Origin of the sequence: Acinetobacter sp. AM (genome assembly GCF_003105055.1) — a bacterium.
Lineage (GTDB): Bacteria > Pseudomonadota > Gammaproteobacteria > Pseudomonadales > Moraxellaceae > Acinetobacter > Acinetobacter tibetensis.
The window spans coordinates 68,678-82,864 of sequence record NZ_QETG01000010.1 but is presented as its reverse complement, the minus strand read 5'-3'; the positions used below and the strand labels follow the sequence as shown (position 1 = coordinate 82,864).

The following is a 14,187-nucleotide window of genomic DNA, read 5'->3' as shown; positions in this document are numbered from 1 at the left end:
TTTAAATTTCATTTATTTAGGTAATCGCTGAATAGGACTACCACCAAGTGCTTGCATCAGCGTGACATAAGCGTTGTATTGATTTTGTTTGGTGTTAACCAAAGTCAAACGTGCACTACGCGTAGTTTCTTGTTGATCCAGTAGATTCTTTAAGGCCACTGCACCATAACGATAACGCACATCGGTTAAGCGTTCGGCTTTTTCTGCCAGTTCTAAATTACGCTGTTGTAGCTTGACTTGCTGATCCAGTTCACTGCGCGCAGACAAGGCATTTTCAACATCGCCAAAGGCCTGATATAAGCTCTGACGATATTGCACAATGGCTTTTTCATAGTCCAATTGGCTAATCGCGATATCTTTTTTCATATCGTTATATTGCAAAAACGGCAGACTTAAACTTGCCCCTAAAGTCAGGGCCGGATTACGCAAAAGTTGCGTTAAAGAGGTACTGCTGCTGCCTAAACTTCCAGTTAGGCTGATGGAAGGATAATAGCTCGCTGTGGTGGCATCTTTGGTGGCAAGACTTTCCCGTAGGCGTAATTCAGCAGCTTTTAAATCTGGACGACGTGACAGGATATCTGCGGGTAAGCCCGCAGCAATAGTAGGTAATACCAATTGCGGTAAACGCTGTGGTTCTTGAATATTCAACTGTTGGATAGGCATATGTAGCAGGATAGCTAGCGCAGTTCGTGTTTCGACTAAGTTTTGCTGAATTTGACTCAGGCTGGCTTTTTGGCTTTGTACTGATTGCTCGGCTTGAGTCAGCTCTAAGCCAGAAACAGAACCTGCTTGATACTGTGCTTTGACTAAATCATAAAGCTTTTGCGACGTCGCAAGGCTTTGCTGTGCGGTGCTGAGACTTTCATGATAATACGCCAATTGCCAATACAGTTTGGCTGTGGTGCCAACCAAGCTTTGTGCTGTGGCTTGCAAATCCTGTTCAGTCGCCAGTGCTTCCCATTTTTTAGCTTCGGTTTGACGTGCCAATTTACCAAATAAATCTAATTCATAACTGAGTCCAACTTTGGTAGAGAGTCCGCTTGATGCATCACTGCCATTATTAAGATCAAAACTATGTCCAGTAGATAGTGTGGAGCTAACACGCGGTTTTTGCTGATTCGCCGTTAAATCAGCTTGTAAGCGTGCTTGTTTTAAGGTGATACCCGCAACAGCCAAGTCGGTATTTTTTGCTAAGACTTCATCAATTAATTGATTCAGTTGTGTATCACCAAATAAGGTCCACCATTGATCGGCATAGATGGCTTGCTGTCGTTGTTGTGCAGCCGCATGACCATATTGGAACTGAGCAGGTGTCTGTACACTAGGTGCTTGATAAGGTGTTTTAACCACAGCCACACAACCCACTAAAGTACTACCGAGTAGCATTGCCGTACACAGACGTGTAAATGAAAACTGCATAATTTGTCCTTATTCTCTAGCAAGTGCTGCAACAGGGTCGAGTTTGGCTGCATTTTTCGCAGGTAAAAATCCAAATACCACACCAATTAACGTCGAGCACACAAATGCTGCAATAATTGAAGTTGTTGAGTAAGCAATGCCAAAATTTCCGCCGGCAAATTTCTGAATGATTTGACCTAAGCCAAGGGAAAGTAATACCCCCAAGACCCCACCAATTAAGCAGACTAAAATCGCTTCAATTAAAAACTGTTGTAAAATATCGCTTTGACGTGCACCCACCGCCATACGTACGCCAATCTCTTGCGTCCGTTCGGTGACCGAGACCAACATAATATTCATGACGCCAATGCCGCCAACCACCAATGAAATCACGGCAATTGCAGAGACCAACAAGGTCATGGTACTGGTAGTTTTTTCAATGGTTTGACGAATACTGTCACTGTTCATGGTAAAGATATCTTGTTGACCATGGCGCAAGGTCAATAAGTTCACAATTGCATTTTCAGCCGCACTGGTAGAGTATTGATCATTGATTTGCACAATGATATTACGCACATTCGTCTGACCCAGCATACGGCTCATGACCGTGGTGTAAGGCATATATACGTTCAGGGTGTCATCTGAACCCATGGCACTGGTTTGGGGTTCCACGACACCAATAATCCGCCCAGGCACACTGCCGAGTAAGATCACTTGTCCAATCGGATTGGTGCCATCACTAAAAAATTGCTTTTGGGTATTGGTGTCAATCACAACATCTTGGGTACGGTCACGCACACTCCGTTGATCAAAGGTTTGCCCATTTTTGAAAGTAAGACCTTTAACGGTGAAGTAATCACCCCCAACCCCGTTAATGGTGGCATTGGCTTCGTTTTGTTGATAGCGAATGGTTTTAGATGAACTCACCATGGGACTGACCGCACTGACATACGGCTGGGTGGCGAGCGCTTCGGCATCATTGGGCACCAGCGTCTTAAAGTTGGCAGTTTTTGAATTATCACCAAAACCCCGACCTTGGAACACGGTAATGGTGTTTGTTCCTAAGCTGCTAATATTACTAAGGATCTGCTGTTGTGAGCCATTGCCTAATGCCACCACGGTGACAACCGAGGCAATCCCGATAATAATCCCGAGCATGGTCAAAAAAGTGCGCATACGATGCGCATTCATGGACAGGATAGCCATACGAAAGGCTTCACCTAAGCGATCGAGTAGGGAACGCCATGCCGAAACACTTTTATTTTTTTCTTGCTGTGCTGAAATTGCAGTTTCTGCATCGGGGTCATGATGTAATTCAGTATCATATTCAGGCTGATTGACGCGATCAGCAATAATTTGTCCATCACTGATCTCAATAATGCGGCCGGCATTTTTAGCCACCTGCATGTCATGTGTGACCAGAATAATCGTGTGTCCAGCAGCATTTAATTCACGCAGAATTCGCATGACTTCAACACCGCTGTGTGAGTCCAAAGCACCTGTTGGTTCATCGGCAAGGATCACATCACCACCATTCATGAGTGCACGTGCAATAGACACCCGCTGTTGCTGTCCTCCTGAAAGTTGACTTGGACGGTTCTGGGTTTTATTGCCTAGTCCAAGTTCCGTGAGTAAGGCGGTTGCCCGTTGTTTACGTGCATAAGGTGTAATGCCTGCATAAATGGCAGGAACTTCAACATTGCCTTCAGCAGTTAAATCACCGAGTAAATGGTAGCGCTGAAAAATGAATCCGAAATACTCACGACGTAGTTCAGCCAATTGATCGGGTTCGAGTTGCCCAGTTTCTCTACCTTTGACCAGATAGCTGCCTGAGGTAGGACGATCTAGGCAACCGAGAATATTCATTAAAGTCGATTTACCCGAACCTGATTGACCGACAATCGCAACCAGTTCGCCTTCGTAAATGGTCAGATCAATCCCTTTGAGAATTTGGACAGTACTTTCACCAGCAGGGAATTCTCGTACCAAATTGCTGACTTCAAGCAATGCTTTTTTTGTCATGCTTACATTCCCATTGGTGGACCATTACGACGTTTATTGCTGCTGTTGGCTGAGGCCGCTGAGGTATCAGAACTGTCTGCAATCACCACTTGATCATTTTCTTTTAGACCTGCCAAAACTTGTGCATTCACACGGTTATTAATCCCGATCAGGACCTGTTTCGGTTGTGCTGAACCATCGGCTTGTAATACACGGACCACACTTAAGCTGGCTTTACCTTGTTTAATCAGTTGTTGCTGGGCAGGGGTTAAATTCAGACGTTCAAGCTTAGGCGCTTGTGTACGGTCTGAGTCAGGTTTGCTTTCAACAGCGGATGCTGCTTGTGCCTTGGCAGCACTATTTTGCTTATTGTTTGCAGGGCGATTAGAAATGGCTGAAGAAGGAAGCAGAAGTGCATTCTGTGCAGAATCGAGCACAATATAGACTTGTGCGGTCATATCAATACGCAGTTTGCCATCATGGTTTGGCACATCAAATAAAGCATTGTAGTAAATGGCTGTACTTGATGAGCTTGAGGTACTGGTACTGCTGTCACTACTAATCGAGTCGGGCGCAGGTTCAATCTGACGAAGGGTGGCATAACGTTTGCTGTCATCACCCAAAGTCGTGAAGTAAACCTGTTGGCCTTTTTCGACTTTCATAATGTCGGCTTCACTGACTTGTGCCTTAATGGTCATATTTTGTAATTTGGCAATTTTGACAATGGTCGGTGCACTTTGATTGGCATTTACGGTTTGACCTTCTTCGGTCACAATCGCAACCACTGTTCCATCAGTTGGTGCCAGAATACGGGTATAACCGATGTTGGTTTGCGCTGTAGATTTGGTGACTTTTGCAGATTCAATCTGTGCATCAATGGCTTTAATTTGTGCTTGTGCAGTTTTAAAGCTTGCTTCCGCAGACTCAAGTTCCGCTTTAGAGGTTGCATCTTGAGCAAACATTTGTTGTTGACGCTTATATGCCAGATGTGCCTCATTGAGATTGGCTTCTTGTTGTAAGCGTTGAGCTTCTAAATTTTTGATGTTGGCTTCAGCCGTTTTAAAGCTATTTTCTTGTGTGGTGGAATCAATTTGCGCAATCAGTTGCCCTTGTTTGACTTCATCGCCTAACTGTACATACATTTTTTGTACTTGCCCTGACACCTGCGCACCGACACTGACCAGTTTGGTCGCATCTAAAGTTCCTGTTGCCAATACAGTATTTTCAAGATCACCGCGTGTCACGCTTTCGGTAATATATTGTGGTTGTTCTTGTTTGGGTTTGAAATAGCTCCAAGCCAAATAAGCGAGTAAAGCAATACAGAGCAGTACGATAATAATTTTAAAAGATTTTATTTTTGGCATAGGAGTCAAGGAGTAAAAAACAATCATATATAGTATAAAAGTTAAATGCGGATAAATCGTGGATTTTTGATCATTTCATAAATGATAATTATTCTTTTATAGGTTTCAAATCACAATGAACCGACATTTCATCAGTATTATGTAAAACACCCCAATTTGCTGATGGTATTTCAACAGGTCGACATACTAAAAAGAGCGAGATTAGTGAAAAAGCTGCCGTCCGCAGAGCATCGCAATTGCTTGTAGAATCAGTTGTTCAGGGTTTTCCTGACCCAAACCTTTAATTGATGCATCTATTCTTAATAAAAGTGTAGGCCACGTGAGGAATTGTTTTGGATTGAGGCGGCGTAAGGCTTGTTGGTAAAGGCTGACTTTGGTTTTCCATATCCCGAGTTGCAAGGCATTTTGCGGTTGCTCAAAAAGCTGCATCAAAAGGCGCATCTCTTTGCTAATGCTCCATAGCAATAAACTCATCGGTTCGCCCGAAGCCAATAGATATTGGTAAATTTTCACGGCTTGAGCAAAGTTACCTTCGAGTAAGGCATCACTTAAATCAAAGGTGCTATACCGTGATTGGTCTTGTAAGCAGGCAAAAAGTTGTTCTATACCAATTTGTGCTAAATCAGGAAAAGTATCCCGTACCCGCATTAGGCTGTTCTTTGCTGCCAGTAAATTATGCTCGTGATGCTGTTCAAGCCATTGCCATGCATTATTGGCCAATTCAATTCCAAGTTTTTCCGCTTCAACCGCCAAAATCCGTTGTCGATCTTGTGGGTAATGGGCAGTTAAGTTGACATTTACTCCATTGGCATCAATCACTTTAAAGAAGCCAGATTTTAAACTGCTGCTGTCTTGCTTCGGCATCACAATCAACAATAAATTCTGTTCATTGTGTTGCAGATATTGGGTGAGTAATTTAATGCCATTGGCATCAGGTTTGATGTTGCCATGCACCTCAATTGCGAGTTGCGTAGAGAATAAAGACAAACTGTTCAAGGCATTGAAAACCGTTTTCCAATCGCTCACATTGGATATGTCATAGCGTTGACGTTCAATATTTTGTTCATGCCAGCTTTTACGAAAGGCATCGAGTAGATTCTGTTCGAGCAGCGGTTCTTGACCATGCAGCACCCATGCACCACGTGCTTCTGGAATGCGTTTAAGGGCCTGCAAATAGTCGAGTTTCATAACAATTAAGGTTGTGTTGTTGTAGTAGTAACTTTAGGTAACCGATTCGATGAAATTTGGCGCACAATTTGTTGTGCAACATCATCTACAAGCACATCTTTTAAGAATTTTTCTTCTTGGTCATCGGTGTTGACCGTTGCCAAATTATATTGGTAGCTACGTGATGCAGTCACGGTACGCATTTCAGTCACAGGATTGCCTTGAGCATCTTCAATACGGAAGGTGACATTCAAGCGCAGTAAGGTTTCAATCAGTTTACCACGTAGCTCTTGGCGAACAGGCGTATAACTATACACATGTAAACGGTAAGCATTGGGGCTGTTACTGAGTTGAACATTGGCAGCACCTAAATAAATAGATAATTTTTCTTCTAATTCTTCCGTGTCTTTAGGCAAAGATAAACTCATCTGTGCATATGCCACTGGATTCGCAGAAGGTTGGGTTCCTTTCAAATGAAAACCACAGCCGATTAAACCTGCACCTAGACCGCAAGTTAAAATAAGAGTTGCGAAACGTTTGCCTAAATGCATGTGTTTTCCTCTGTAAATGCTGACTCAGCAGGGTAATACAAATTGATTGGACTGATCTGATTTTAGTAGCAAAGCCCGTTAAATTAAAACGGGCTTTGTTTGGGTTTTGTTTATTCCTTTTCGTTTCCCCCTCTTTTTGAAAGAGGGGTTAGGGGAGATTAAGTTAAACCACCAAATTCACTAATTTATTTGGAACCACAATTTCTTTCTTGGTTGGACCTGTTAAGAATTGTTGTACTTCTGGTAAGGCTTTCGCAAGTGCCAATAATTCATCTTTTGATGTATCCACAGACACTTCTAATTTGCCACGCAATTTACCATTGATTTGTACCACAATCGTTTGCGTATTGCGCGTTAATGCAGATTCATCGACAACAGGGAATAGGCTTTGTGTCAATTCAATCCCAAACTGAGTCAATAAAGTTTGACTTAAATGTGGGGCAAATGGTGCAAGTAAAGTCAACAAGGTGATGATGGCTTCACGTGCTACCGCAACATCGTTATCATCTTTCGCTTCGAACTTGTTGCTGGCATTGAGTAATTCCATCAATGCTGCAATTGCCGTATTAAACGCATGACGACGTTCGATGTCATCACCCACTTTTTGAATGGTCTCATGCGTTTTACGACGTAAGTCTTGCGCATCTTTCGACAGCGTTGCTGTATCAATTGCAGTGGCTTGATGACCTTTTTCAAGGAAACCAGTCGTCAAACGCCAAACACGTTTCAAGAAACGGTTTGCACCTTCCACACCTGCATCCGACCATTCTAATGACTGATCTGGTGGTGCAGCAAACATCATGAATACACGTGCTGTATCAGCGCCGTACTGGTCAATAATCGCTTGCGGGTCAATCCCGTTGTTTTTCGACTTAGACATTTTTTCTTGTCCGCCGATGACAACTTCTTGACCATCACCTGAGTATTTCGCAGAAAGAATACGACCTTTTTCATCGCGTTCTAACTCAATATCAGCCGGGTTAAACCAAGTTTTCTTACCATTTTCTGCTTCACGGTAGAACGTATCTGCAAGCACCATGCCTTGAGTGAGCAAGTTGGTAAATGGCTCATTACCTTGTACAACGCCTTCGTCACGCATTAATTTGTGGAAGAAACGTGCATACAATAAATGCAGAATCGCGTGTTCAACACCACCAATGTATTGATTGACTGGTAACCAAGATTGCGCTGCTTCTGGTTTTACCAAGCCGCCAGTAAAGTCTGGAGAAGCATAACGTGCATAGTACCAAGATGACTCTACGAAAGTATCTAAAGTATCGGTTTCACGACGTGCATCGCCGCCACAACAAGGACATTTAGTTTCATAGAATTCAGGCATTTTATTAAGCGGGTTGCCTGAACCATCTGGCACCACGTCAGTTGGTAATACAACAGGAAGTTGATCTTCAGGCACTGTGACTTGACCACAAGTATCACAGTTAATCATTGGAATTGGACAACCCCAGTAACGTTGACGAGATACACCCCAGTCACGTAAACGGAATTGAACTTTTGAGTTTGCTAAAGCTTGTGGTTCTAATTTTGCAAGGAAAGCATCAAACGCAGCTTGGAATGCTAAACCGTCGAACTCGCCAGAGTTAACCAGTTTACCTTCTTTTGAGCCATACCATTCTTGCCACTGGGTTGCAGAGTAGTCTGCATCGTCAGCGCCTTTAGCATCAATCACTTGTTTGATTGATAAGTTGAACTTGTTAGCAAATTCAAAATCACGTTCGTCATGTGCAGGCACAGCCATAACAGCGCCAGAGCCATAAGACATTAATACGTAGTTTGCAATCCAGACAGGAAGCTCTTCACCAGTTACAGGGTGTTTTACAAACAAGCCTGTTGCCATGCCTTTTTTCTCGGCTGTTGCCAAGTCCGCTTCAGCCACTGAACCCATGCGACATTCTTCGATGAATGCAGCCAATTCAGGGTTATTTTCAGCAGCTTTAAGCGCAAGCGGGTGTTCTGCTGCAACAGCAACATAAGTCACACCCATAAGCGTGTCAGCACGTGTTGTATAAACAGTTAAGCCGTCAGCATAGATTTCAGTGTTCGCAGAAGGGAACGTAATTTCCATTCCTGTAGAACGACCAATCCAGTTACGTTGCATGGTCAAGACTTGTTGTGGCCAACCATCTTTTAAGGTATCTAAATCGTCTAACAATTCTTGCGCATAGTCGGTGATGCGGAAGTAGTACATTGGAATATCACGTTTTTCAACCAATGCACCTGAGCGCCAGCCACGACCATTTTCAACTTGTTCGTTTGCCAAAACTGTTTGGTCAACCGGATCCCAGTTTACGGTTGAAAGTTTACGGTAGATCAGGCCTTTTTTATAAAGCTGAACAAATAACCATTGTTCCCAATGGTAGTATTCTGGTGTGCAGGTTGCAAATTCACGATCCCAGTCTACAGACAAGCCCAATTTTTTTAATTGGTCACGCATATAAGCGATGTTTTCAAAAGTCCATTTTGCAGGTGCAACTTGGTGGGCAATCGCCGCATTTTCAGCAGGTAAACCAAACGCATCCCAACCCATTGGTTGTAATACAGTTTCGCCTTTTAAACGGTGGAAACGGCTAATGACGTCACCAATGGTATAGTTACGCACATGACCCATATGCAGCTTGCCACTTGGGTAAGGGAACATCGACAGAATGTAACGATGAGGACCTTCGACAGTGTCGGCAACTTTAAAGACTTTACGATTTTCCCAGTCTTGTTGGACAGAGGGTTCAATCGCACTAGCTTGATATTCAGGGTCAATATGAGTAGTCATAAACGTATTTAGGAACAACGGTTAAAAGTTTGCTGCACAGCATAGCGCAAAATTGGGTGCAATGTCAGTTTTTAGATGGGGTTTTATCTTGCAATATGCACAACCAAAATTTCTCAAATATCTATTTAATAGGATGAGTTTTTTGAATTGGTTAATTTCTCTTTCTTTTGTGAAAAGGCTGATTCAATGCAGGCCTTTAACCTTGTTTGGGTGAGAGCGCTAAATATATCGCTGTATAGATATGTTTGTTTTTCCTTTCTATATTCGTGCATTGTTTTTTGTACGTGTACGGCAATCATTCTATTGAATACATGCTTGAGCGAATCAGATGATGACTAAAGTTATCATCTGATTCGCTCATTTGAAGATCAGAAAAAATGGTAATTAGTCGTCTTTTAAAGGGGTTCTCTTGTTAGATTCAGGCACCATTGGTGGGGGAGTTGGAGTCGCTGCTGATGGAAGAGATGGCGTTGTTGAGACTGCTGGTGTAGTTTTTTCTGCAACAGCTTGTTGAGCGGTTTTAGCAGCTTCTTTTGCTATTGGCTCAGCTTCAGTTGTTGATTGAGATGATGATGAATTTGTCCAACCATAAGTTTGAATTTTCCCTTTTTTTTGCGCACTTTTCGGTGGGGGTGTAGTGGTGTAATGCGTTGAGCCATTCGCATCAACCCATTTGTAATAATCTTTAGCCCAAAGTGATGTACTCGAATATAACAAGGCACAAGTGAACGCTACACTGCTGATCAAATGAAATGGAAGTGACATAAGATTTTGTCCTGTTTTATTTCTCTGCGAAGATGTTTTGTCTGTAAAGTCGTCGTAAAAGTAAATTTATAGATTCCAGAACAGAAGATGACGTGTGCAAAATAGTATAGGTTGATTTTCTATATGAACAAGCAATTCTAGTGTTTAAACGTTTAAAAATATATACATTTAATGTCGATAAATTATAGAGATAGGTGGGATTTAGTGAAGATTCTACATAATTTATTGAATGCTTGATTGAGTGCACAAAAAACCACATTTTGTTTAAAAAATAAACGGTCTGTAAATAATCAAAAAAAAGCTGATTTTTCAACTTGACAATACGGGATTAAACAAGAAAAATGCTGTCTTTAGTTTTATGTGCCTTCTCTCGATCACCCTTCGAAGAAGTGTTACGTCATGCAATGGGCGTCATCTCTAGCCGAGATGGTGAACAAAGCAAATAAAAATATGTTTATCCCAACATGTTTTAGATCCCATATTGCTCAAACAGCAAACGGATCGGATTTTTTTCCTATTGCCATGAAAACTATGAAATATGTGTGCTATAACAGTGCAGACAATTAATGAATGAACACTGCTGATGTCTCCCATCAAGCGGTGATAAAAGATTAGGGTGAATCACGTTGGAACTTTTATCTGGTGGTGAAATGCTTGTTCGCGCATTAGCGGACGAAGGCGTTGAACATGTTTTTGGATACCCAGGCGGCGCAGTTTTACACATTTACGATGCGCTTTTTCAACAAGACAAAATCAATCATTATCTCGTACGTCATGAGCAAGCTGCTGGTCATATGGCAGATGCCTATTCGCGCGTTACGGGTAAAACGGGTGTAGTACTGGTCACTTCAGGCCCAGGCGCAACCAATACCGTTACTCCAATTGCAACTGCTTATATGGACTCAATCCCAATGGTGATTTTGTCTGGTCAGGTGGCTTCGCATTTAATTGGGGAAGATGCATTCCAAGAAACAGACATGGTCGGTATTTCACGTCCAATCGTGAAACACAGTTTCCAAGTGCGTCATGCGAGTGAAATTCCTGCAATTATCAAAAAAGCATTCTATATCGCAGCTTCTGGTCGTCCAGGCCCAGTTGTCGTTGATATTCCGAAAGATGCAACCAACCCAGCAGAAAAGTTTGCCTACGAATATCCAGAAAAAGTGAAGATGCGTTCTTATCAACCACCGCATCGTGGTCACTCTGGTCAAATTCGTAAAGCGATTGATGAACTGATTAATGCGAAACGTCCTGTCATTTATACAGGTGGTGGTGTCGTTCAAGGTAATGCATCAGCTTTATTAACTGAATTGGCACACTTACTGGGCTATCCAGTGACCAATACTTTAATGGGTCTAGGTGCTTTCCCGGGCAATGATGAGCAGTTCATCGGAATGTTGGGCATGCATGGTACGTATGAAGCGAATATGACCATGCACAATGCGGATGTGATTTTGTGTGTAGGCGCGCGCTTTGATGACCGCGTAACCAATAATCCTGCAAAATTCTGTCCAAATGCCAAAGTCATTCATATTGATATCGACCCAGCGACGATTTCAAAAACCATTATTGCGCATATTCCAATTGTGGGTGCGGTAGAGCCTGTTCTTCAGGAAATGTTGGCACAGCTAAAACAAATGAATGTGTCTAAGCCAAATCCTGAAGTGATTGCAGCTTGGTGGTCGCAAATCAATGAATGGCGCAAAGTACATGGTTTGAATTATGACAAACCAACCGATGGTTCAATGAAGCCACAGCAAGTAGTTGAAGCATTGGATAAAATTACCAATAGCCAAGCGATTATTACGTCGGATGTTGGTCAGCATCAGATGTTTGGTGCGCTTTACTATAAATACACACGTCCACGTCAATGGATTAACTCGGGTGGTTTAGGGACGATGGGTGTGGGCTTGCCTTATGCAATGGCAGCCAAATTAGCCTTCCCAGACCAGCAAGTGGTGTGTATTACGGGCGAAGCATCAATTCAGATGTGTATTCAAGAACTTTCTACCTGTAAGCAATATGGCTTAAATGTAAAAATTCTCTGCTTGAATAACCGCGCTTTGGGTATGGTAAAACAATGGCAAGACATGAACTATGAAGGGCGTCATTCAAGTTCTTATGTAGAGTCGCTGCCTGATTTTTCTAAGTTGATGGAAGCGTATGGTCACGTTGGTATCCAAATTGACCATGCGGATGAGTTAGAGTCGAAGCTTGCTGAAGCAATGGCGATTAACGATAAATGCGTATTTATTAATGTCATGGTTGACCGTACCGAGCATGTTTATCCAATGCTTATTGCGGGTCAGTCGATGAAAGATATGTGGTTAGGTAAAGGGGAGCGCACGTCATGAGACATATTATCTCTGTCCTTGTAGAAAACGAAGCTGGTGCGCTTTCTCGTTTGGTGGGTTTATTTTCTCAACGTAATTATAACATTGAGACCTTAAACGTTGCGCCAACTGAAGACCCGACCTTATCTCGTTTGACATTAACGACTTATGGTGATGACCATAAAATTGAACAAATCACCAAACAACTCAACAAATTGGTTGAAGTGGTGAAAGTGGTTGATTTGTCTGAAGGTGCGCACATTGAGCGTGAATTGATGTTGATTAAAGTCAAATCACTCGGTTCGGCGCGTGCTGAAATTAAACGAACTGCGGACATTTTCCGTGCGCAAATTGTTGATGTCACCCCAACGACTTATACCATTCAAATCGCGGGTACGACTGAAAAAATTGATGGTTTTATTGATGCTCTAGCAGAGAATACCATTCTTGAAGTTGTACGCTCTGGTGTTTCAGGCATCGCGCGTGGCGAAAAAGTTTTAACCATTTAATTATTTAACACGATTCAACCTCCTTTTGAGAAAAGAGGAGGATTTCATCAAAAACAAATCTCTTGATGGAATTACAGAATATCAAGCATTTTAGCGGAGACAGCAATGCAAATTTTTTACGATAAAGACTGCGACTTATCTATCATCCAATCTAAGAAAGTAGCGATCATTGGTTACGGTTCACAAGGTCACGCACACGCGCTTAATCTTAAAGATTCTGGTGTAGACGTAACTGTTGGTTTACGCGCAGGTTCTACTTCTTGGAAAAAAGCTGAAAATTCGGGTCTTAAAGTTGCTGAAGTTCCTGCTGCTGTAGCACAAGCTGACGTAGTCATGATCTTGACTCCAGATGAGTTCCAATCACAACTTTACCGTGACGTGATTGAGCCAAACATCAAACAAGGCGCGACATTAGCATTTGCTCATGGTTTCTCTGTACTTTATAACCAAGTTGTTCCACGTGCTGACCTTGATGTAATCATGGTTGCTCCAAAAGCACCAGGTCATACTGTACGTTCTGAATACCAACGTGGTTCAGGTGTTCCTGACTTAATCGCAATTCATCAAGATGCATCTGGTAATGCACGTAACCTAGCACTTTCTTATGCTTCAGGCGTAGGTGGTGGTCGTACGGGTATTATCGAGACTTCATTCCGTGAAGAAACTGAAACTGACTTATTCGGTGAGCAAGCAGTTCTTTGTGGTGGTGCAGTTGAATTGGTTAAAATGGGCTTCGAAACTTTGGTTGAAGCGGGTTATGCGCCTGAAATGGCTTACTTCGAATGCTTGCACGAACTTAAGTTAATCGTTGACTTGATGTTTGAAGGCGGTATCGCGGACATGAACTATTCAGTATCAAACAATGCTGAGTATGGCGAATATGTAACTGGTACTGAAGTAATTAACGAACAGTCTCGTGAAGCGATGCGTAATGCACTTAAACGTATCCAATCTGGTGAATACGCGAAGATGTTCATTAACGAAGGTGCGTTGAACTACCCATCAATGACTGCTCGTCGTCGTCAAAACGCAGCGCATGGCATTGAAGTAACAGGTGGTAAGTTACGTGCGATGATGCCTTGGATTCAAGCGAACAAGATCGTAGATAAAGAAAAGAACTAAGGTTCTGTACTTTACACAAAGAGGAAAGCAATGCTTTCCTCTTTTTTTATGCCTTAGATTTAGAGCGTAGATAAAGAAAAGGACCAAGTTTCTGATCTAGCTGATTTATATGCTGTAAAAATTATGCTTTCGCAGATTTATTATTTGGAAAAGAATCATGATTTTATATAAATATGTCAGTTTTGAAGTGGG

Annotated in this window: 10 protein-coding genes; 3 read left to right on the top strand and 7 right to left on the bottom strand. The window is 42.4% G+C overall.

Translation table 11 applies throughout. The features are described 5' to 3' along the window. Positions 1–12: 12 nt before the first annotated feature. The 7 genes from DCO44_RS07280 to DCO44_RS07250 all read right to left on the bottom strand — a co-directional run bounded on the left by DCO44_RS07280 (position 13) and on the right by DCO44_RS07250 (position 10,031). Positions 13–1,419, bottom strand: coding sequence for an efflux transporter outer membrane subunit (locus DCO44_RS07280; protein WP_116760494.1), 1,407 nt, complete (start codon positions 1,417–1,419; stop codon positions 13–15). A gap of 9 nt (positions 1,420–1,428) precedes the next feature. Beyond that, positions 1,429–3,420 carry a MacB family efflux pump subunit gene (locus DCO44_RS07275; protein ID WP_116760492.1) on the bottom strand — a complete coding sequence of 664 codons (1,992 nt, stop codon included), beginning with the start codon at positions 3,418–3,420 and terminating at the stop codon, positions 1,429–1,431. 2 nt (positions 3,421–3,422) lie between these two features. Continuing rightward, the gene (locus tag DCO44_RS07270; RefSeq protein ID WP_116760490.1) at positions 3,423–4,763 is read right to left on the bottom strand and encodes a MacA family efflux pump subunit; all 1,341 of its coding nucleotides are present in this window, start codon (positions 4,761–4,763) and stop codon (positions 3,423–3,425) included. 201 nt (positions 4,764–4,964) lie between these two features. Then, positions 4,965–5,951, bottom strand: coding sequence for a DNA polymerase III subunit delta (gene holA, locus DCO44_RS07265; protein ID WP_116760488.1), 987 nt, complete (start codon positions 5,949–5,951; stop codon positions 4,965–4,967). A 5-nt stretch (positions 5,952–5,956) separates the two neighbouring features. Beyond that, the gene (gene lptE, locus DCO44_RS07260) at positions 5,957–6,481 is read right to left on the bottom strand and encodes an LPS assembly lipoprotein LptE (protein ID WP_116760486.1); all 525 of its coding nucleotides are present in this window, start codon (positions 6,479–6,481) and stop codon (positions 5,957–5,959) included. Positions 6,482–6,644: 163 nt separating this feature from the next. Next, complete coding sequence (gene leuS, locus DCO44_RS07255) at positions 6,645–9,266, bottom strand: leucine--tRNA ligase (RefSeq protein ID WP_116760484.1); 2,622 nt, start codon at positions 9,264–9,266, stop codon at positions 6,645–6,647. A 384-nt stretch (positions 9,267–9,650) separates the two neighbouring features. After that, a complete protein-coding gene (locus DCO44_RS07250) occupies positions 9,651–10,031 on the bottom strand; it encodes a DUF4124 domain-containing protein (protein WP_116760482.1) in 381 nt (126 codons plus the stop codon). A 626-nt stretch (positions 10,032–10,657) separates the two neighbouring features. Here DCO44_RS07250 and DCO44_RS07245 point away from each other — a divergent pair. The 3 genes from DCO44_RS07245 to ilvC all read left to right on the top strand — a co-directional run bounded on the left by DCO44_RS07245 (position 10,658) and on the right by ilvC (position 13,995). Further along, positions 10,658–12,385, top strand: coding sequence for an acetolactate synthase 3 large subunit (locus tag DCO44_RS07245; RefSeq protein ID WP_116760480.1), 1,728 nt, complete (start codon positions 10,658–10,660; stop codon positions 12,383–12,385). After that, complete coding sequence (ilvN, locus tag DCO44_RS07240) at positions 12,382–12,873, top strand: acetolactate synthase small subunit (RefSeq protein ID WP_116760478.1); 492 nt, start codon at positions 12,382–12,384, stop codon at positions 12,871–12,873. Before DCO44_RS07245 ends, ilvN begins: the two co-directional genes overlap by 4 nt. Before the next feature lie 105 nt (positions 12,874–12,978). Next, on the top strand, positions 12,979–13,995 hold the full coding sequence (gene ilvC, locus DCO44_RS07235) for a ketol-acid reductoisomerase (protein ID WP_116760476.1): 1,017 nt from the start codon (positions 12,979–12,981) through the stop codon (positions 13,993–13,995). The last annotated feature ends 192 nt before the right edge of the window (positions 13,996–14,187 follow it).